The following is a 17,885-nucleotide window of genomic DNA, read 5'->3' as shown; positions in this document are numbered from 1 at the left end:
GATACAACGCAAACCGGTACGACGCTAACTGGTCGACGACGTCTCCGGCGCGCGAGCGATGGTTACCGCGCTTTCCAAGTAAGTGACAGTAATCTGTCGGAAGCGCTGCGTAGTCAGCTTGTTGGGCGAAGATGTCGGAGTGCCCGGCGTCCGCCGGCTCCGCGACGGGGACGGGGTCGGCGACTGACCCGGGGTATGCCCTGAACGAATTGGGGAGGGCCGGTGCCGACGGCGACACTGCTGAGCCCAGCGACCAGTTCCCCGGCTTCCACGCCGGGTGCCACCATCCAGAGTCGACTCCGACAACGCGCCTACCTTCGGGCCATCCTCGTCCTCGACGCGACGATCCTCGGGCTGGCGGTGCTGGGCGGCTACTTCGCCCGGTTCGGCGGGGACGAGCCGCGCGGCTCGGACATCCCGTACGTCGTGGTGGCTCCGGCTCTGGTGCTCGCCTGGCTGCTCTCCCTCAAGGTGCTGCGCTGCTACGACGACCGGGTGCTCGGGTACGGTGCCGATGAGTACCGTCGGGTCACCACGGCCAGTCTTCGGCTTGCCGGAGCCGTCGCCATCACCGGATACATCGCCGACGTAGGAGTTTCCCGGGGGTTCCTCGGTATCTCGTTCGCGGTCGGCACGATTGGCTTGGTGGTCGCCCGGTTCGGAGCCCGTAAGCACCTGCACTGGTCCCGGTTGCGGGGGCGCGGCTGGTCGCGTCGGGTGTTGGTGGTCGGGGACGCGGCGCATGTCCTGGAGTTGGTGCACACCCTGCGGCGGGAGCCGTACGCCGGTTACCAGGTGGTGGGTGCCTGCATCCCGGACGCGTTGCTCGCGCCGGTGCCACAGCGGCTCGGCGACGTACCGGTGGTCGGGTCGTTCCGGGGCATCTTCGACGCCGTGACCTCCAGCAACGTCGACACGGTGGCGGTGACCGCCTCGGGGGAACTGACCGCAGCCCGGCTGCGTCGGCTCGGTTGGCAGTTGGAAGGGACCGGGGTCGACCTGGTGCTGGCCCCCGCGTTGACCGACGTCGCCGGGCCGCGCATCCACACCCGGCCGGTGGCGGGCCTGCCGCTCATCCACGTGGAGGCACCCGAGTTCCGCGGGCTGCGCAAGTTCGTCAAGGGGCTGGTGGACCGCTCCCTGGCGCTCGCGGCGCTGGCCCTGGCGCTACCGGTGCTTGCGCTGATCGCACTAGCCATCAAACTGGACAGTCGAGGGCCGGTGATCTTCCGGCAGACCCGGGTCGGGCAGGGCGGCAACGAGTTCGGCGTCTACAAGTTCCGGACGATGGTGGTCAACGCCGACGCGCTGCTTGCCGAGTTGGGCACCCGGAACGAGACCGACGGGCTGCTGTTCAAGATGCGGTCCGATCCCCGGGTTACCCGGGTTGGCCGCCTCCTGCGCAAATGGTCGCTGGATGAGCTGCCCCAACTGGTCAACGTCCTCTTTGGGCACATGAGTCTGGTTGGTCCGCGCCCACCACTGCCCACCGAGGTCGCACGCTACGACGGCGACGTTGCCCGACGGCTGCTGGTCAAGCCGGGCATGACCGGGTTGTGGCAGGTCAGCGGCCGGTCGGACCTCAGCTGGGAGGACGGCATCCGGCTCGACCTCTACTACGTGGAGAACTGGTCGCTCGCCGCCGACCTCACCATCATGTGGAAGACCGTCGGCGCGGTCGTCAACGGTCGAGGCGCCTACTGACTCAATGGAGTGGCCGGTTGGGGCGCTGGCAGGCAGAATCGTCCCGGTCGGAAGGGGAACCAGTGACCGTCGAACGAGTCGGACCGCCGTTGCGCGGGGGCGAACGCGAGACGCTACGCGCCTACCTCGACTTCCACCGGGCGACGCTCGCCATGAAGTGCGAAGGACTCACCGACGAGGAACTGCGCCGCCAGTCGATGCCGCCGTCGACCCTCTCCCTGCTTGGTCTGGTACGACACATGGCCGAGGTGGAACGCACCTGGTTCCGTCGGGTGATCAACGCAGAGGACATCCCACTCGTCTGGTCCGCCGAGGGTGACTTCCAGGTGGCGTACGACGCGCGTACCGCCAGCCGCTCGCAGGCGTTCGACGCCTGGCAGCGCGAGGTCGAGCACGCTCGCCGGATCGAGGCGGCGGCGGAGTCACTGGACGTGATCGGCCACCAGGCACGCTGGGGTGAGGATGTCTCGCTGCGGGTGGTGATGCTGCACCTGATCCACGAGTACGCCCGACACAACGGGCACGCCGATTTCCTGCGCGAAGGGATCGACGGCACCGTCGGCACCTGAGCCCTATTCCTCACCTCGGAGTTAGTGCAGGGAGGAACGTGCGCTGAGTCTATTGGTGCCACACATGCGCAGAGTATGGCGGTCGGGAGCGATCCCATATCGGTGCTCGACTGATCGGCTCGGTTCGGGAAAGCTGGTGTGAGCACATCGATACGTCGAGATCTAGGAGGCGGCATGGCAACCCTGCCCACCCCGGCGGACAAGTTCTCCTTCGGACTCTGGACAGTGGGCTGGCCGGCCCGCGACCCGTTTGGCGACGCCACCCGACCGGCCCTGGATCCGGTCGAGGCGGTGCATCGGCTCGCCGAGCTGGGGGCGTACGGCATCACGCTCCACGACGACGACCTGATTCCGTTCGGTGCGGACGAATCCGCCCGAGACGGGCACATCACCCGGTTCCGCAAGGCGCTGGACGAGACCGGCCTGGTCGTACCGATGGTCACCACCAACCTGTTCAACCACCCGGTCTTCAAGGACGGCGGCTTCACCAGCAACGACCGGGGCGTACGCCGATTCGCCCTGCGCAAGGTGCTGCGCAACGTCGACCTGGCGGCGGAGCTGGGGGCCCAGACGTTCGTGCTCTGGGGCGGCCGGGAAGGCTCGGAGTACGACCTGGCCAAGGACGTTCGGGCGGCGTTGGACCGCTACCGCGAGGCGCTCGATCTGCTCACCGCCTACGTCCTCGACCAGGGCTACGAGCTGCGGTTCGCCATCGAGCCCAAGCCCAACGAGCCGCGCGGCGACATTCTGCTGCCCACCATCGGGCACGCCATCGCCTTCATCAACTCCCTCGAACATCCCGAGCTGGTGGGGATCAACCCCGAGGTCGGGCACGAGCAGATGGCCGGGCTCAACTACGCGCACGGCATCGCCCAGGCGCTCTGGCACGGCAAACTGTTCCACCTCGACCTCAACGGGCAGCGGGGCATCAAGTACGACCAGGACCTGGTCTTCGGCCACGGTGACCTGATGAACGCGTTCGCCCTGGTCGACCTGCTGGAGAACGGTGCGCCCGGCGGCGGCCCGGCCTACGACGGGCCCCGGCACTTCGACTACAAGCCGTCCCGAACCGAGGACTTCACCGGGGTTTGGGACTCAGCCGCCGCCAACATGCGCACCTACCTGCTGCTCAAGGAGCGGGCCGCCGCATTCCGGGCCGACCCGGAGGTGCAGGAGGCGCTGGTCGCCAGCAAGGTCGCCGACCTCGGCACACCCACCCTCGACCCAGCTGAAGGGTACGCCGAGCTACTGGCCGACCGGAGTGCCTTCGAGGAGTTCGACGCCGACAGTGCCGGTGCCCAGGGCTACGGCTTCGTACGACTCAACCAGCTCGCGCTCGAACACCTACTCGGCGCTCGTTCGGGTGGCGGTCACGAATGACCCTGGTCGCCGGAGTCGACTCGTCGACCCAGTCGTGCAAGGTAGTGGTCCGCGACGCGGAGACCGGAGCGCTGGTCCGTCACGGCCGGGCCGCCCATCCGGACGGCACGGAAGTCGACCCGCAGGCCTGGTGGCAGGCGCTGCAGAAGGCCACTGCCCAGGCGGGCGGGCTGGACGATGTGGCCGCGATCTCGGTCGCCGGTCAGCAGCACGGCATGGTCTGCCTCGACGACGCCGGCACGGTCGTACGCCCGGCTCTGTTGTGGAACGACACCCGCTCGGCGCAGGCGGCGGCCGACCTGGTCGCGGAGCTGGGCGGTGGCGAGACCGGGGCCCGAGCCTGGGCGGAGGCGGTGGGCAGTGTCCCGTTGGCCGCCTTCACCGTGACCAAGCTGCGTTGGTTGGCCCAGCACGAACCAGAGGCGGCGGCGCGAGTGAGCGCCGTCTGCCTGCCGCACGACTGGCTGACCTGGAAACTGGGCGGGGCTGGCGGCGTCGCGGCCGACGACACCGGTACCGGCGACATCGGGGCGCTACGCACCGACCGGGGAGATGCCAGCGGCACCGGCTACTGGTCCCCGGCGACCGGCGAATACCGGATCGACCTGCTGGAACACGCCTTCGGCCGGCGGTTGGGCGTACCGGAGGTGCTCGGTCCGGCGGGCCGAGCCGGTGAACTGCCCAGCGGCGCGCCGATCGGGCCGGGCACCGGAGACAACGCCGCCGCGGCGCTCGGGGTCGGTGCGGTCCGCGGCGATGTGGTGGTCTCCATCGGCACCTCGGGCACCGTGTTCAGCGTCGCCGACACCCCAGCGGCGGACCCGTCCGGCGCGGTGGCCGGCTTCGCCGACGCGACCGGGCGATTCCTGCCGCTGGTCTGCACACTCAACGCGGCCCGAGTGCTGGACGCCACCGCCACCATGCTCGGGGTGGACCTGGCCGAGTTGGCCCGACTGGCGTTGTCAGCACCGGCCGGAGCCGACGGGCTCGTCGTCGTGCCGTACCTCGAAGGCGAACGTACCCCCAACCGGCCGCAGGCCACCGGGGCGGTGCACGGCCTGACCCTGCGTACCGCCACCCCGGCCCACCTGGCCAGGGCAGCGGTCGAGGGGCTGCTCTGTGCGCTCGCCGACGGACTCGAGGCGCTGGTCGCGCAGGGAGCCACCGTAGACCGGATCATCCTGGTGGGCGGGGGAGCGCGTTCCGAGGCGGTTCGCCGGATCGCGCCGCAGGTCTTCGGCTGTCCTGTCCGGGTGCCGCCGCCGGGGGAGTACGTCGCCGACGGGGCGGCCCGCCAGGCCGCCTGGATCGCCCTCGGTGCCCCCCAGCCTCCATCCTGGGCGCTTGGCGCGGCTGCCGAATACGACGCCCCGCCCGTCCCGGCCATCCGCCACCGGTACGCCGACGTCCGCGACCTGACCGCGAACCGCCCCACCGGCTGAGGTGTTAGGAAGGGCCCCTTGTTATCGCTTTTTGCATAGGAAGGGGCCCTTCCTAACCCGCGCAGGGCGGGGCGTGGCGACTAGATGTTGAAGCCTCCATCCACGTTGATCGACGCGCCGGTCACGTACCGGCCCTGCTCGCTGGCGAGGAAGGCGACCGCAGCGGCGATGTCCGCCGGCTCCGCGTACCGACCGAGGGCAGTGAAGCCCCTGATCGTCTCGGCGGTGGGACCGTCGGCTGGGTTCGCGTCCGTGTCGGTCGGACCCGGGTTGACGATGTTGACGGTGATGCCTCGCGGGCCCAGCTCACGACCGAGCCCCTTGGTGAGCCCGATCAGGGCGGTCTTGCTCGTCGAGTACGCGGCGAATCCCGGGAACGCGACATGCTCGGCCACGTTGCTGCCGATATTGATGATCCGCCCGCCTTCGGTCATGTGCCGGACCGCCGCCTTCGCCGCGATGAACGACCCCCGTACGTTCACCGCCATCGTGTAGTCGAACTCCTCCAGACCGAGGTCCTCGAGCGGCGCCACGATGAAGGCCCCGGCGTTGTTGACCAGGATGTCGAGCCGGCCGAACTCCTCGGCAACCCGGTCCACGGTGGCGGTGAGACCATCCGGGTCGACGTTGTCCGCCTGCACCGCCAGCCCCCGGCGGCCGACTGCCTTGATCCGCTCGACTACCTCTGCCGCCTGGTCGGCGCGGTGCTGATAGGTGAATACGACATCGGCACCATCCTCGGCCAGCCGTACCGCCACCGCCGCGCCGATCCCCCGGGCACCACCCGTCACCAGCGCGACCTTGCCATCAAGAACGTTGCTCATGACATTAAGAATGGTCAACGAGCAGTCGTACGTCTGGCGCAAAATGGACGCTGCGTTGGCGGCGCGACCCACCCGTACTGGTTTGCTTGGGCAGCGGTCGTCAGCCGAGGGCCAGTCGCTTCATTCCCAATCGATCCAGTTGGCGCGACTCCTCGGCGGTGATCGGGGCGCGGCCGGTCGCCTTTCGCAGCAGGGTGACAGGGTCCCATCCAGTCGTGGCGACGGCGCTCCGCCAGTCCGACCCGAACAGCATCTGTTGCAAATGCTCGGCAGCGGCCAGGGTGAGCCACGGCTGCCGGGGTATGGCGTCGGCGACGTCGAGCCCGTGCACGGCCAGCTCGACGATCCGGGTGGCGAGGAACTCCGACAGCAGCATGACGTCCCCGTGCCGGGTCCGTACGACTCGACCCGCCGGCTGTTGCTCGCAGAGCGCGACCACCGTCTGCCAGGTTTCGGTGAATTCACGACAGAGCCCAGCGACGTCCGAAACCGCAGCCCGGTTGCGAGCGGTACGCACCCGGTCGGCGTTGGCGGTGCTGCTGAACCGATTGTCCGCGCGGTAGTAGCCGGTTGCGGTGATGTCGGGCGTGTCCGGGGCGGGCTCGCCTGGAGTGGGCGTGTCCGGGGCAGGCTCGCCTGGAGTGGGCGTGTCCGGGGCGGGCGCGGCCACCATGTCGGGTACCCGCGCGATCACGGTGATGACGTGGCCCACCACGTCGCGTACCTGCCAGGGGGTGCAGCGGGTCGGCTGGTCCCAGGCTGATGTAGGCAGCTCGCCCAGCGCCGCGGTGAACGCGTCAGCTTCCTGCCGGAAGGCCACCAGCACAGACCAGTCGTCGTTTACCGTCACGCGAGCCAGGTTATCGACTGCCCATGTGCCCGGGTCCAGGCCAACGGCTTACCGTCCAGCGCTAGGACGTTGTGCTGCGTTTCCTCTGGTGGACACGGTAACCCGTCGTAGGGCAGCACATCCGAGCCCTCGATGGCGATCCAGTGTCCGGGCAGTCCCCGTACCACCTCGGCGAACTGGCCCCGACGTGCCGGCGCTACCTGGTAGAGCACGGAACTGTGGAACACCACCAGCGTCGCGTCGGGCGGTGCCTGGGCGGCCAGCGCCGGGAGGTCGCTCACCAAATCACCGCGAACGAGTAGCGGCGGGTCCGCTGCGGCGATCGCAGCTGCGGCACGCAGTCGGGCCCGGCGATGGGTGTGCTCGGGCCAGATGAGCGCTTCCAGCCAGGCGACATCCGCTGGCGCGGTCACGTCGAGCGGATTCAGGTCCAGGCCGGCCCGCCACACCACCTCGGGAAGGCGCTCCGGCATCGGCATTCCGCTGGCCACGCAGTCGAGAACCGGTCCGTTTGAGCCGATCATGTGCTGTTCTGCGACGCGATGATCGCGATCCGGGAGGAGATCGCCGTAGCGGTAGGTGTAGCGGTCGGGGTAGAGACACAGGCCGGCCGAGGCACCAACCTCCAGCAGGGCCAGCGGCTGCGGTAGTGCGGCGAGCACCGGCAACAGCAGGGCGCACCGGCCAGGCTCGTTGGTTTGCGTGGCCCGGGCGTGCAGTTCCGCTTCGACGACCGGCCAGTTCGCCAGCGTGAAGTCGCGAAAGGCCACCGGGTCGTCGACCGGGCCGGCGAGCAGCCGTACGGTGCCGAAAAGCAGATTCGGCTGTTGCTTGGCTGGCGGCAGGGTGCCGAGCAGCGCCAAGATTTCCGGGTCGCGGGCGATGGCTCGCGATAGTCGTTCGTACGTGGGCGAGATTCCTTGCGCCTCCCGTACGGAAAAATCGACGTAATTCTTCGCAATGGTCACGTCAGCATGGTTCCAGCCGATCGGCTGACATAGAACTTTGTGAACGGTGATTGTCGCTACAGTCGCAACAACCGTTCAAAGGGCAGCTTGTTCCGCCGAGGTCATGTTCGCCCGGTCAGCCGGCCGGTCGTGGCGATGCCCGTCACCTGGTTGTTATCTGGCCCTGGTTGTCTGCCGGACATGGTTGGGTGGCGAGGATGACCAGTAGTGGTGGAGGCGTGACCCGGGGTGGCCGGGCGCGGGCAGGTGCGACGGCGGTGCGCCGCGTCTACAGCGTGGTGGTCTTCGTCGTACTCGCCTCGCTGGACAACGTGGCCATCGGTTTGGTCCCGCCGCTCTACCAGCCGATCAGTGGTGCCCTCGGGGTCGACGAGTCCCTGCTCGGGCTGGTCACCGCCGCCAACTTCCTGGTCAGCGCAGTCGCCTCGGTGGCCTGGGCGTACGTCGGGGACCGCGCCAACCGGAAACCGCTGCTCATGATCGGTACGCTGCTCTGGGCGGCCGGTACGGCCGGCAGCGCCTTCGCCAACAACTACCTGCTGTTCTTCGCCGCGCAACTGGTCGCCGCGATCGGGTTGGGCGCGGTCGGTTCGGTCGGGTTCTCGGTGGTCACCGATCTGATCTCGCCCCGTCGTCGGGGCCTGGTGATGAGCTTCTGGGGACTCTCCCAGGGGATCGGTACCCTTGCCGGGACCCTGCTCGGCGGGGTGCTCGGCGCCGCCGACTGGCGCCGTCCGTTCCTGCTGCTGAGCGTCGTCGGCCTGGTCGCCACGGCGGCCTACCTTTTCACGTACGACGTCCAGCGCGGCCAGAGTCAACCCGAGCTGGCCGCCGCCCTCGCCGACGGCACCGAGTACGACTATCGGATCACTCGCCGGGACCTGCCGAAGATTCTTGGCCGACGGACCAACGTCTGGCTCATCCTGCAGGGGTTGCCCGCCCAGGCGGCCTTCGGCTCGTTGGTCTGGCTGCCGGTGCTGTTCCAGCAGCGGGCCGAGGACCAGGGCTACTCCACCGCCACCGCGATCGTGGTGGGGAGCGTCTTCGCCACCCTGTTCCAGCTCGGCGGGGCACTGTCCATCGTCGGCGGGCTCGTTGGTGACGCGCTGCAACGCCGTACGCCTCGGGGGCGGGCGCTGGTGGCGGCGGTGGGCATTCTGGCGGCCGTACCGTTCTATGTGGTGTTGTTCTTCGTGCCGATCCGCATCGACGTGCCGGACGGCGCGGGTTCGGGTGCGATCATCGGCGCGGTACTTGGCAGCGTCGTCACCGAGCCGACCGTGGGGCTGAGTCTGCTGACGGCGATCCTGGCGCTGGCGTTGACCTCGGCCAACTCGCCCAACTGGTTCGCGCTGATCGCCGACGTCAACCCGCCCGAGCATCGGGGCACCGTCTACAGCCTCGGCAACCTGGTCAACGGGGTCGGGCGAGCCACCGGCAACGGGCTGGTCGGGGCGGTGTTCCAGGGGCTGCGTACGGCGTTCCCACCACCACTGAACTTCGCCGTCGGGCTGGCCGCGTTCCAGCTCTTCTTCATCCCTACCGGGATCATGTACTGGCTGGCGTCGCGTACCGCGCCCCGCGACATCGAGGACGTACACGACCTGCTCACCGAGCGCGCCACCGTCGCCCGTTAGCCCCGCCTGTTAGCCCGCGTGTTAGCCCGCGTGTTAGCCCGCGTGTTAGGAAGGGCCCCTTCCTATGCAAAAAGCGATAGGAAGGGGCCCTTCCTAACACCTCAGCCCAGCAGCCAGACCGTGACGTCCGTCGGCACGTGCCCGTCGGTGTCGAGCGGAGCGCTGGCGTGCAGCAGCTCCGCACCATCGGGCAGCGGGACCGGGGCGTCCCCGAAGTTGGTCAGCACCCGCAGCCGGCCGTTGCGGAAGGCGAGCACCTCGTCCGGGCTCTCCAGCCAGCACACCGTTCCGGTGCCGAGCGCCAGCTCGCGGCGCAGCCGCAGCGCCGTACGGTACGTCTCGTACGTCGAGCCGGGCACCCCGCGCTGCCGGTCCACGGCGTACTCGGCCCAGCTCGCCGGTTGGGGCAGCCAGCTGGCGTCGGTCGGGCCAAAGCCGTACGACGGGCTGTCCGCCTGCCATGGGATCGGCACCCGACAGCCGTCCCGGCCCCGCATTGTGCCGCCGCTGCGGATCCAGGTCGGGTCCTGTCGGGTGTCGTCGGGCAGTGCCATGTGCTCGGGCAGGCCCAGCTCCTCACCCTGGTAGAGGTAGGCCGAGCCGGGCAGGGCGAGCATCAGCAGGGTGGCGGCCCGGGCCCGCCGCAACCCGAGTACGCCGTCCGGCTGCGGGTCGCCGATTCCGATGCCGTTGGGTCGGGGCTGCCCGACCGGCAGCCCGAGCCGGGAGGCGTGCCGCAGCACGTCGTGGTTGGACAGTACCCAGGTGGTGGGGGCGCCGACGGCTTCGGTGGCGGTCAATGATCGGGTGATCACCGCGTACTGGGCGGGCGCGGTCCAGGCCGCCTCCAGGTATTCGAAGTTGAACGCCTGGTGCATCTCGTCCGGGCGGACGTAGGCGGCCAGCCGCTCGGCCGGCTGTACCCATGCCTCGGCGACGAGGATCCGGTCACCGGGGTAGCTGTTCAGCAGCTGCCGCCATTCCCGGTAGATTTCGTGTACGCCGTCCTGGTCCCACATCGGGGGGCGTTGCCCCTCCTTACCCTCGCCCGAGAGCGGCTCCTGCGGGTAGTGCCAGTTCGCCAGGTCGGCCTGTTTGACCAGGCCGTGGGCGACGTCGACCCGGAATCCGTCGACGCCCCGGTCGAGCCAGAACCGCAGGATGCCGAGGAACTCGGCGCGTACCTCGGGCTGGTCCCAGTTCAGGTCGGGCTGGCCGGGGTCGAACAGGTGCAGGTACCACTGCCCGGGGCGGCTGTCGGGTTCGGTGATCCGGGTCCAGGCGCCGCCGCCGAAGACGCTCTGCCAGTCGTTGGGCGGTTCGTCGCCGTCGGTCCCCAGGCCGTCGCGGAAGATGTAGCGCTGGCGCTCGGGGCTGTCCGGGCCGGCGGCCAGGGCGGCACGGAACCAGCGGTGGGCCGACGAGGTGTGGTTGGGCACCAGGTCGACGATGACCCGCAGGCCGCGCGCGTGGGCTTCGGTGATCAGCTTGTCGGCGTCGGTCAGTCGACCGAAGATCGGGTCGACGTTGCGATAGTCGGCCACGTCGTAGCCGGCGTCGGCCTGCGGGGAGGGATAGAACGGCGACAGCCAGACCGCATCGGCGCCGAGTTCGACGAGGTGGTCGAGGCGGGCGGTGATGCCGGGCAGGTCGCCGATGCCGTCGCCGTCGGAGTCGGCGAACGACCGGGGGTAGATCTGGTAGATGACGGCGTCCTCCCACCAGTGGGCGGAATCGGCCGTCGAGTCGGATGTCTCGACATTTGTCGCATAGGTGTTCAGAATGCTCTCCGCTCTCCCGTATTCGTCGTCATGCGTACCCGTCAGGCGGCTTGAGCCCAGGCCCACAGGTGGCCACCGGTCGGTATCAGGTTGCCCGCGCCTGCCCGGTCGATTCGCGTACGACCAGTCGGGTGGGCAGGATCACGGGCGCGAGGCCCCGATCGTCGGGGAAAGCGCCGCAGAGCTGGTCGAGCAGCATGCCAGCGGCGAGGTGGCCCTGTTCGGTGACGGGCTGGGCGACCGTGGTGAGTCCGACGGCGGCGGACAGGTCGTGGTCGTCGACACCGATCACGCTGACGTCCTCGGGCACCCGTAGGCCGGCTAGGCGCAGCGCGGTCATCGCCCCCATCGCCATCTCGTCGCAGGCCGCGAAGATGGCGGTGGGCGGTTCACCGCGTCGGAGCAGTTCCTCGGTGGCCCGGGTACCCCCGGCCACGGTGAAGTCGCTGTCCACGTCGAGTTGTGGATCGGCCGGGATACCGGCGTCGAGCAGCTCCTGCCGATAGCCGAGTCGCCGATCGAGGTGGGCGGTGTGTGGGAGTTCGTCGTTGGGCGAGCCGGAGATGTGGGCGATCCGGCGATGGCCGAGTGTCAGCAGGTGGGCGACGGCGGTACGGGCGGCGGCCACGTCGTCGATCCGTACCCCGGGCCAACCCGGTACGACCGTGCCGGAGCTGATCGTGACGCCGGGTAGCACCCGCCGGGTCACCGTCACGAAGTCGGCGGCCAGTAACGGCATGGCGACCAGCATCATCGCGTCGACCCGTTTGGGCAGATCGGCGGTACGGAACAACCGTTGCCGGATGTGTTCCCGGCCGCCGAGGGTGTAGAGCAGCAGGTCGTAACCGGCCTCGTGAAGGACCGCCTCGGCGGCTTCGACGACGGTGCCGAAGAACCAGCGGGTGATCAGCGGCACCACCACGGCGATGGTGCCGGTTCGACCACCCGCTAGTCGGGAGGCGCTGGGCGAGACGGTGTAACCGAGTTCGGTGGCGGAGGCCAGTACCCGTGCCCGGGTGGTCGCCGATACGGCCGGCAGGCCCCGCAGCGCCCGGGAGACGGTGGCGGTGGAGACTCCCGCGTGACGAGCGACATCGTCGATCCTGGTCACTGTGTCACTCGCTTCGCTCAATCACCCCGCCACCGTCATCGGTTTGTGGCGAGCACCTAACCCTTGACGCTACCGGCGAGCAGGCCGCGTACGAAGTACCGCTGTAGGGACAGGAAGACGATCAACGGAACCAGGATGGAGATGAACGCACCCGAGGTCAGCCGTTGCCAGTCGTTGCCCCGGGTTCCGGCCAGCTCCGCCAGTCGTACGGTCAGTGGTGCGGTTTCGTTGCCACCTCCGGCGAAGATGAGCGCGACCAGCAGGTCGTTCCAGACCCAGAGGAACTGGAAGATTCCGAAGGCCGCGATCGCTGGCGTGATCAGCGGCAACACGATGGTGCGGAAGATCTTCGGGTGGCTCGCACCGTCCACCCGGGCCGCCTCCATCAGCTCACCGGGTAGCTGGGAGATGAAGTTGTGTAGCAGGAAGATGGCCAACGGCAACGCGAAGCAGGTGTGCGCGAACCAGACCTGGATGAAGCGTTGCTCGTCCTCCAGCTGCCAGGCCGGCATCAGCGTGACACCGTTCACGGTCACTCCGGTGGAGAAGAACCGCAGCAGCGGGACCAGTGCCATCTGCAACGGCACGATCTGGAGGGCGAAGATGCCGATGTAGATCCAGTCCCGGCCCCGGAAGTTGATCCAGGCCAACGCGTATGCCGCGAGCGTGGCAAAGGCCAGCGGGAACAGCACCGACGGAATGGTGATGACCAGCGAGTTGATGAAGTAGCTGGCGAGTTGGCCGGAGGAGGCCGACTGCCCGAAGAGCACGTCCTGGTAGTTGTCCAGGGTGATCTGCGGATCGGTGAAGAAGGTCCACCAGCCGGTGGTCTTGATCTGGTCCTCGGGCCGGAACGAGGAGACGAACAGGCCGAACGTCGGAATGGTCCAGACCACCGCGATGACGATGGAGACGATCGTGGCGGTCCGGCTGTTGAGGCGCTTGCGTACCCGAGCGCCGGCGGTCTTCGGCTGGTCGCCTGCCACCTTGGTGCCAGCGAGCGGGGGCGTGGTGGTCGTCATGTCATACCTCCCGCTGCTTGCGCAGGTTGCGGATCTGGTAGATCACGATCGGGACCACCAGCACAAAGAGGATCACTGCCAGGGCCGAGCCCTGACCGGTCTCGCCGGCCCGGAAGGCCTGGTTGTACATCTCGTTGGCGATCACACCGGTCTCGTAGTTGCCGTTGGTCATGGTCCGGACGATGTCGAAGACCTTGAGGGTGGCGATCGAGATGGTCACCACCACGACGATGAGCGCCGGCCGGATGCTCGGCAGGGTGACCCGCCAGAACATCTGCCAGGGGTTGACCCCATCGAGGCGGGCGGCCTCGACGATGTCGCCGGGGATCGCCTTGATCGCCGCCGAGAGTATGACCATGGCGAAACCGGCCTGGATCCAGATCATCACCACGACCAACAGCAACGTGTTGAGCGGTGGTTCGAGCAACCACTGTCGGGGTGTACCGCCGAAGAAGACCACGATCTGGTTGAGCAGACCGATCTGCTCCTGCTCCTCGGAGCGGTAGGCGTAGACGAACTTCCAGATGATGCCGGCCCCGACGAAGGAGATGGCCATCGGCATGAAGATCAGTGACTTGGCGAGCGACTCGAACCGGGCCTTGTCCACCATGACCGCGTAGATCAGGCCGATCGAGGTGGCGACCAGCGGGACCAGGATCACCCAGAGCAGGGTGTTGGTCAGCACTTTGACGATCTCGTCCTGGGAGAACATCCAGTCGTAGTTCGCCAGGCCGACCCAGTTCGACCCGTCGCTGTCCATGAAGGACAACAGGATGGTGCGGAAGGCTGGTACCACCAGCCCGATGAGCAGCAGCAGCACCGTGGGTAGCAGGAAGAAGAGCCCGAGCACACCCTCCCGCGGTTTCATCCGGCGTACGGTGACGGTGCCACCACTGGCGGACGCCGCGACCAGGCGGGCCTCGCGGCGGCGGGTGAACCAGGTGGGTACGGCGTCGAGCAGGAGTAGCAGGCCGCCCACCACGACGGCGAAGGCCACCAGGCCGTACAGCAGGATCATGAGTTTTGGGGCTTCGTCGGCGAACTCGAAGCTCATCCGCTCTCCCTATGGGGTTTCAACGAATCGGTGGTCCGGCCCGGTAGGCCGGGCCGGACCACCGATGGGGTCACTTCGGCCAGGTGCCTTCGATGAACGTGAGCGTGGCAGCGGTGTCCTTACCGTTGATCCACTCGATCATGCCCTTCCAGAACGAACCCGAGCCGACGGCGGCCGGCATCAGGTCGGAACCGTCGAACCGGAACACGGTCTTCGGGTCCTGGAGGATCTGGACCGACAGCTTGTCGATCGGGTTGGCGACGTTGCCGAGGTCCAGGCCCTTGTTGGCGGAGACCCAGTCGCCGATCTTGGCGCGGGTGTTGGCGTGCTCGGCCGAGGCGAGGTACGTCTGCACCGCCTGGACCTCGGGCCGGTCGGCGAAGGCGACGCTGAACTCGCCGCCACCCAGCACCGGCTTGCCCTTGGCCGGGTCGATGCCGGGGAAGTAGAAGGCGAAGACGTCGCCGTCCTCGGCCACCTTGGTGCCTTCCGGCCACTGGTTGGCGTAGAACGACGCCTGCCGGTGCATCGTGCACTTGCCCTGCGTGATGGGCAGGCCACCCTCCTGGAACGAGGTGGTGGCGATGCTCTTGACCCCGCCGTAGCCGCCGTTGACGTACTTCTCGTTCTTCAGGATGGTGCCGGCCTTGTCCAGCGCCTCAGCGATCTTCGGGTCGTTGAACGGGATGCCGTGGGTGACCCACTGGTCGTAGACCTCGGGGGTCTGCGTACGCAGCATCAGGTCTTCGATCCAGTCGGTGGCCGGCCAACCGGTGGCGTCACCGGACTCGATCCCCGCGCACCACGGCTTCTGCCCGGTGGCGGCGATCTTGTCGCTGAGGGCGATCAGCTCATCCCAGGTGGTGGGGATGGTGTAGCCCTTCTCCTTGAAGGTCTTCGGCGAGTACCACACGAAGGACTTCACATTGGAGCCGAGCGGTGCGCCGTAGAACTGGCCGCCGACGGTGCTGTACTTCAGCCAGTCCGGGGAGTAGTTCTTCTCGGCCATCGCCTTGGTCTCCGCCGAGACGGGCTTGAGCTTGCCGGCTTCGGCGAACCGGGTCAGCAGGCCCGGCTGGGGGATGAAGGCGATGTCCGGGGCGTTGCCGCCGTCGACACGTACCTGCAGCTGTGCCTCGAACTCGCCGCTGCCCTCATAGTTGATCTTAATGCCGGTGCAGTCGGTGAACTCCTTCCAGGAGTTCTGTAGCCGGTCCGCCTCGATGTCCCGAATGGACGCGTAGATCGAAACCTTCTTACCGTTGTGCCCCTGGTAGTCCTTGTAGGCGGCGCACTCTGGTGAGTTCGCTTTGTCGCTGGTGTCGTCGCTGCCTCCTCCGCACGCGGTGGTGGCGAGTGCCAGGCCCAACACGCTGGCGATCGCGAAGGCTTGGCGTGGTCTGGTGAAGACCGCCATGCCGTCCTCCTTCCTCTGCCGGCGCGCCGATAGCCGTGGCTCGCTTGCCCGTGGCTCCGTGCCGGCCTCGATGGGCGTCACCACATGTAAGCGCTTGCAAGGAAAGTTCGTCTATACCGCCGCCGCGTCGTGGGCGTAACGATTCGGAAACCTAGCGGTACGCGTTCGGCAAGGTCGCAGTCCGTGTGCGCGACTGATCATCGATATGCACCACTTCTCGTGTGCGGAGTTTTCTGTCATCCTCGTCGCGGCCATAGAAGCTTTTCTCCATGGAGGGTGCCGGATGCGTCCACGCCTGTTCACTCTTGCCAGCACCACGCTGCTACTTGCCGTTGCGGCGCTGGTTCCGGCCAGCCCCGCGCTCGCGGCGCCCACCTTCAAGGTTCCGTTCCCGTGCGGACAGAGCTGGGACGGCCAGACCCGGCCCGACCACAGCCCGACGAACGCCATCGACTTCAACCGCACCAACGATGAAGGCGACCCGGTCGTGGCGAGCGCACCCGGCACGGTGGACCGGGTGACGGACCTCGGCAACACCAGCTACGGCCGGTACGTCCGGATCGACCATGGTGGGGGATACACCACGTACTACGCCCACCTGAGTTCGTTCGCCTCCGGCCTCTCCGTGGGGGACACCGTGAACTACGGCACGGTGCTCGGCTACGTCGGCAACACCGGAAACTCGTACGGCGCCCACCTGCACTACGAGCAGCGTTCCGGCGGCAGCGACATCCAGATCCGGTTCAACGGCAGCCTCGCGTACTACTGGGGCGCGACGACCTACGTCAGCGACAACGCCTGCTCCAGTGGGGGCACCGGCACCGGCACGGTTCGGACCGCCGGCACCGCGCTGACCGTACGCTCCGGTCCGGGCACCGGCTATTCCTCAGTGGGTACGGTGGCCACCGGCACCACCGTCACGATCTACTGCCAGACCACCGGCACCACGGTCACGGGTACCTACGGTACGAGCAACATCTGGAACCGGATCGGTACGGGACGGTTCATCGCCGACGCCTATGTCTACACCGGTCATGACGGATTCATTCCGGGCGTTCCCCGCTGCTGATCTCCTCAATAGCCAGAAACACGCTGATCCCGGTGCTCGGAGGTCCACCAAGGTGGACTTCGAGCACCGGGATCAGTGGCCTGAGCAGTGCGATCAGCGTTGTGCGGGGGTTAATCGTTGCGCGGAGGTCAGTTGTGGGGGCGTCAATTGAAGATGCTGACACCGCCAGGCCCAACGAGTAGCCCGACGATGATGAGGACAATTCCCCAGAGCAGCTGCCGCCGGAAGAGGGCCAGCACACCGGCGACCACCAGTACTACCGCGAGAATCCAAAGAATCAGTTCCATGGTCGATTGAATACCCTTTCTGTGACCTGTGGAAACCTTTAGTCGGCCGCGTGCTCGGCGAGGTGGAACACGCTGTATGCCTGTTTGATGACCGGGTGGGCGACGTTTCGTACCCGGATGCCACCCGGGGTGGTGCCCCGTTCCGAGCCGGCGTGCGCGTGGCCGTGCAGGGCCAGCGCCGTGGGGGCCGAGTCGATGGCCTGGCCGAGCAGGTACGACCCGAGGAACGGATAGATCTCCAGGGGCTCCCCGGCCAGCGTGTCCGGTACCGGGGCGTAGTGCATCAGGGCTACCCGTACGTCGCAGTCCAGCTCACGCAACGACTCGCCGAGCCGGTCTGCGATCACGCTGGTGGTACGGATGAACGCCTTCATCTCCGGCTCGCCGAAGTCGCTGGCGCAGCGGCCGGCGAATCCACCACCGAACCCCTTCACCCCGGCGATCCCGACCCGGGTTCCCCCGCAGTCGAGCACTGTCGTGTCCCCTTCCAGCACGGTGATGCCGGCGTCCTGGAGTACCTCGACGACCTGCGGCACCTCGTCGCAGTGGTAGTCGTGGTTACCCAGTACGGCGACCACGGGCACGTCCAGGCCACCGAACTCGGTGGCCACGCACCGGGCCTCCTCCTCCGTACCGTGTCGGGTCAGGTCGCCCGCCAGCAGCAACGCGTCGGCATGCTCCGGCAGGCGGTCCAGGGCCGGTCGGAACCGTCCCACCACGTCCTTGTCGACGTGCACGTCGCCGACCGCGGCGATCCGGATCGTCATCGT

The 17,885-nt window shown here is 67.9% G+C and carries 16 protein-coding genes; 6 read left to right on the top strand and 10 right to left on the bottom strand.

The window, feature by feature from the left end; genetic code table 11:
- The first annotated feature begins 222 nt into the window (after window positions 1-222).
- From ACWDV4_RS00770 to xylB, 4 genes are all read left to right on the top strand, one after another.
- A complete protein-coding gene (locus tag ACWDV4_RS00770; RefSeq protein ID WP_449973732.1) occupies window positions 223-1,704 on the top strand; it encodes a sugar transferase in 1,482 nt (493 codons plus the stop codon).
- Window positions 1,705-1,766: 62 nt separating this feature from the next.
- Window positions 1,767-2,273, top strand: coding sequence for a DinB family protein (locus ACWDV4_RS00765; RefSeq protein WP_449973730.1), 507 nt, complete (start codon window positions 1,767-1,769; stop codon window positions 2,271-2,273).
- A gap of 174 nt (window positions 2,274-2,447) precedes the next feature.
- Window positions 2,448-3,653, top strand: a complete 1,206-nt coding sequence (xylA, locus tag ACWDV4_RS00760; protein WP_449973729.1) for a xylose isomerase — start codon at window positions 2,448-2,450, stop codon at window positions 3,651-3,653.
- A complete protein-coding gene (gene xylB, locus ACWDV4_RS00755; protein ID WP_449973727.1) occupies window positions 3,650-5,095 on the top strand; it encodes a xylulokinase in 1,446 nt (481 codons plus the stop codon). Before xylA ends, xylB begins: the two co-directional genes overlap by 4 nt.
- An 80-nt stretch (window positions 5,096-5,175) precedes the next feature.
- Here the strand turns inward: xylB and ACWDV4_RS00750 are convergent, their stop codons facing one another.
- The 3 genes from ACWDV4_RS00750 to ACWDV4_RS00740 all read right to left on the bottom strand — a co-directional run bounded on the left by ACWDV4_RS00750 (window position 5,176) and on the right by ACWDV4_RS00740 (window position 7,737).
- Window positions 5,176-5,919: an SDR family NAD(P)-dependent oxidoreductase gene (locus tag ACWDV4_RS00750; protein WP_449973725.1), complete on the bottom strand. Its 744-nt coding sequence runs from the start codon at window positions 5,917-5,919 to the stop codon at window positions 5,176-5,178.
- Window positions 5,920-6,019: 100 nt separating this feature from the next.
- Complete coding sequence (locus tag ACWDV4_RS00745) at window positions 6,020-6,769, bottom strand: maleylpyruvate isomerase N-terminal domain-containing protein (RefSeq protein ID WP_449973724.1); 750 nt, start codon at window positions 6,767-6,769, stop codon at window positions 6,020-6,022.
- On the bottom strand, window positions 6,766-7,737 hold the full coding sequence (locus ACWDV4_RS00740; protein ID WP_449973723.1) for a DUF2332 domain-containing protein: 972 nt from the start codon (window positions 7,735-7,737) through the stop codon (window positions 6,766-6,768). The genes ACWDV4_RS00745 and ACWDV4_RS00740 overlap by 4 nt, the downstream gene beginning before the upstream one ends.
- Window positions 7,738-7,934: 197 nt before the next feature.
- On the opposite strand from ACWDV4_RS00740, the gene ACWDV4_RS00735 reads away from it, so the two are divergent.
- Window positions 7,935-9,374, top strand: a complete 1,440-nt coding sequence (locus ACWDV4_RS00735) for an MFS transporter (RefSeq protein ID WP_449973721.1) — start codon at window positions 7,935-7,937, stop codon at window positions 9,372-9,374.
- A 101-nt stretch (window positions 9,375-9,475) separates the two neighbouring features.
- On the opposite strand, the gene ACWDV4_RS00730 is transcribed toward ACWDV4_RS00735, so the two are convergent.
- From ACWDV4_RS00730 to ACWDV4_RS00710, 5 genes are all read right to left on the bottom strand, one after another.
- Window positions 9,476-11,155 carry a glycoside hydrolase family 13 protein gene (locus ACWDV4_RS00730; protein WP_449974122.1) on the bottom strand — a complete coding sequence of 560 codons (1,680 nt, stop codon included), beginning with the start codon at window positions 11,153-11,155 and terminating at the stop codon, window positions 9,476-9,478.
- An 85-nt stretch (window positions 11,156-11,240) separates the two neighbouring features.
- Window positions 11,241-12,266, bottom strand: coding sequence for a LacI family DNA-binding transcriptional regulator (locus ACWDV4_RS00725; protein ID WP_449973720.1), 1,026 nt, complete (start codon window positions 12,264-12,266; stop codon window positions 11,241-11,243).
- A gap of 56 nt (window positions 12,267-12,322) precedes the next feature.
- Window positions 12,323-13,288 (bottom strand): carbohydrate ABC transporter permease, encoded by a 966-nt coding sequence (locus ACWDV4_RS00720; protein ID WP_449973718.1) that lies wholly within the window; start codon window positions 13,286-13,288, stop codon window positions 12,323-12,325.
- A 1-nt stretch (window position 13,289) separates the two neighbouring features.
- The gene (locus tag ACWDV4_RS00715) at window positions 13,290-14,342 is read right to left on the bottom strand and encodes a carbohydrate ABC transporter permease (RefSeq protein ID WP_449973716.1); all 1,053 of its coding nucleotides are present in this window, start codon (window positions 14,340-14,342) and stop codon (window positions 13,290-13,292) included.
- Between the two features lie 70 nt (window positions 14,343-14,412).
- Window positions 14,413-15,759 carry an ABC transporter substrate-binding protein gene (locus ACWDV4_RS00710; protein WP_449973715.1) on the bottom strand — a complete coding sequence of 449 codons (1,347 nt, stop codon included), beginning with the start codon at window positions 15,757-15,759 and terminating at the stop codon, window positions 14,413-14,415.
- A 283-nt stretch (window positions 15,760-16,042) separates the two neighbouring features.
- Here ACWDV4_RS00710 and ACWDV4_RS00705 point away from each other — a divergent pair, with 283 nt between their 5' ends.
- Window positions 16,043-16,828, top strand: a complete 786-nt coding sequence (locus ACWDV4_RS00705; RefSeq protein WP_449973714.1) for a peptidoglycan DD-metalloendopeptidase family protein — start codon at window positions 16,043-16,045, stop codon at window positions 16,826-16,828.
- A 143-nt stretch (window positions 16,829-16,971) separates the two neighbouring features.
- On the opposite strand, the gene ACWDV4_RS00700 is transcribed toward ACWDV4_RS00705, so the two are convergent.
- Both ACWDV4_RS00700 and ACWDV4_RS00695 read right to left on the bottom strand, forming a co-directional pair.
- Window positions 16,972-17,115: a GPGG-motif small membrane protein gene (locus ACWDV4_RS00700; RefSeq protein WP_449973712.1), complete on the bottom strand. Its 144-nt coding sequence runs from the start codon at window positions 17,113-17,115 to the stop codon at window positions 16,972-16,974.
- A gap of 38 nt (window positions 17,116-17,153) precedes the next feature.
- Window positions 17,154-17,882, bottom strand: a complete 729-nt coding sequence (locus ACWDV4_RS00695) for a metallophosphoesterase family protein (RefSeq protein WP_449973711.1) — start codon at window positions 17,880-17,882, stop codon at window positions 17,154-17,156.
- Window positions 17,883-17,885 lie beyond the last annotated feature (3 nt).

Source organism: Micromonospora sp. NPDC003197 (assembly GCF_053590565.1).
Note: the sequence above shows the minus strand (reverse complement) of the source record. Positions and strands in the feature narration are given on the sequence as shown.

Coding starts and splice junctions, on each gene's coding strand:
- xylA (WP_449973729.1), top strand. CDS start 2,448: ATGGCAACCCTGCCCACCCCGGCGGACAAGTTCTCCTTCGGACTCTGG.
- xylB (WP_449973727.1), top strand. CDS start 3,650: ATGACCCTGGTCGCCGGAGTCGACTCGTCGACCCAGTCGTGCAAGGTA.
- ACWDV4_RS00750 (WP_449973725.1), bottom strand. CDS start 5,919: ATGAGCAACGTTCTTGATGGCAAGGTCGCGCTGGTGACGGGTGGTGCC.
- ACWDV4_RS00735 (WP_449973721.1), top strand. CDS start 7,935: ATGACCAGTAGTGGTGGAGGCGTGACCCGGGGTGGCCGGGCGCGGGCA.
- ACWDV4_RS00720 (WP_449973718.1), bottom strand. CDS start 13,288: ATGACGACCACCACGCCCCCGCTCGCTGGCACCAAGGTGGCAGGCGAC.
- ACWDV4_RS00715 (WP_449973716.1), bottom strand. CDS start 14,342: ATGAGCTTCGAGTTCGCCGACGAAGCCCCAAAACTCATGATCCTGCTG.
- ACWDV4_RS00710 (WP_449973715.1), bottom strand. CDS start 15,759: ATGGCGGTCTTCACCAGACCACGCCAAGCCTTCGCGATCGCCAGCGTG.
- ACWDV4_RS00705 (WP_449973714.1), top strand. CDS start 16,043: ATGCGTCCACGCCTGTTCACTCTTGCCAGCACCACGCTGCTACTTGCC.
- ACWDV4_RS00700 (WP_449973712.1), bottom strand. CDS start 17,115: ATGGAACTGATTCTTTGGATTCTCGCGGTAGTACTGGTGGTCGCCGGT.
- ACWDV4_RS00695 (WP_449973711.1), bottom strand. CDS start 17,882: ATGACGATCCGGATCGCCGCGGTCGGCGACGTGCACGTCGACAAGGAC.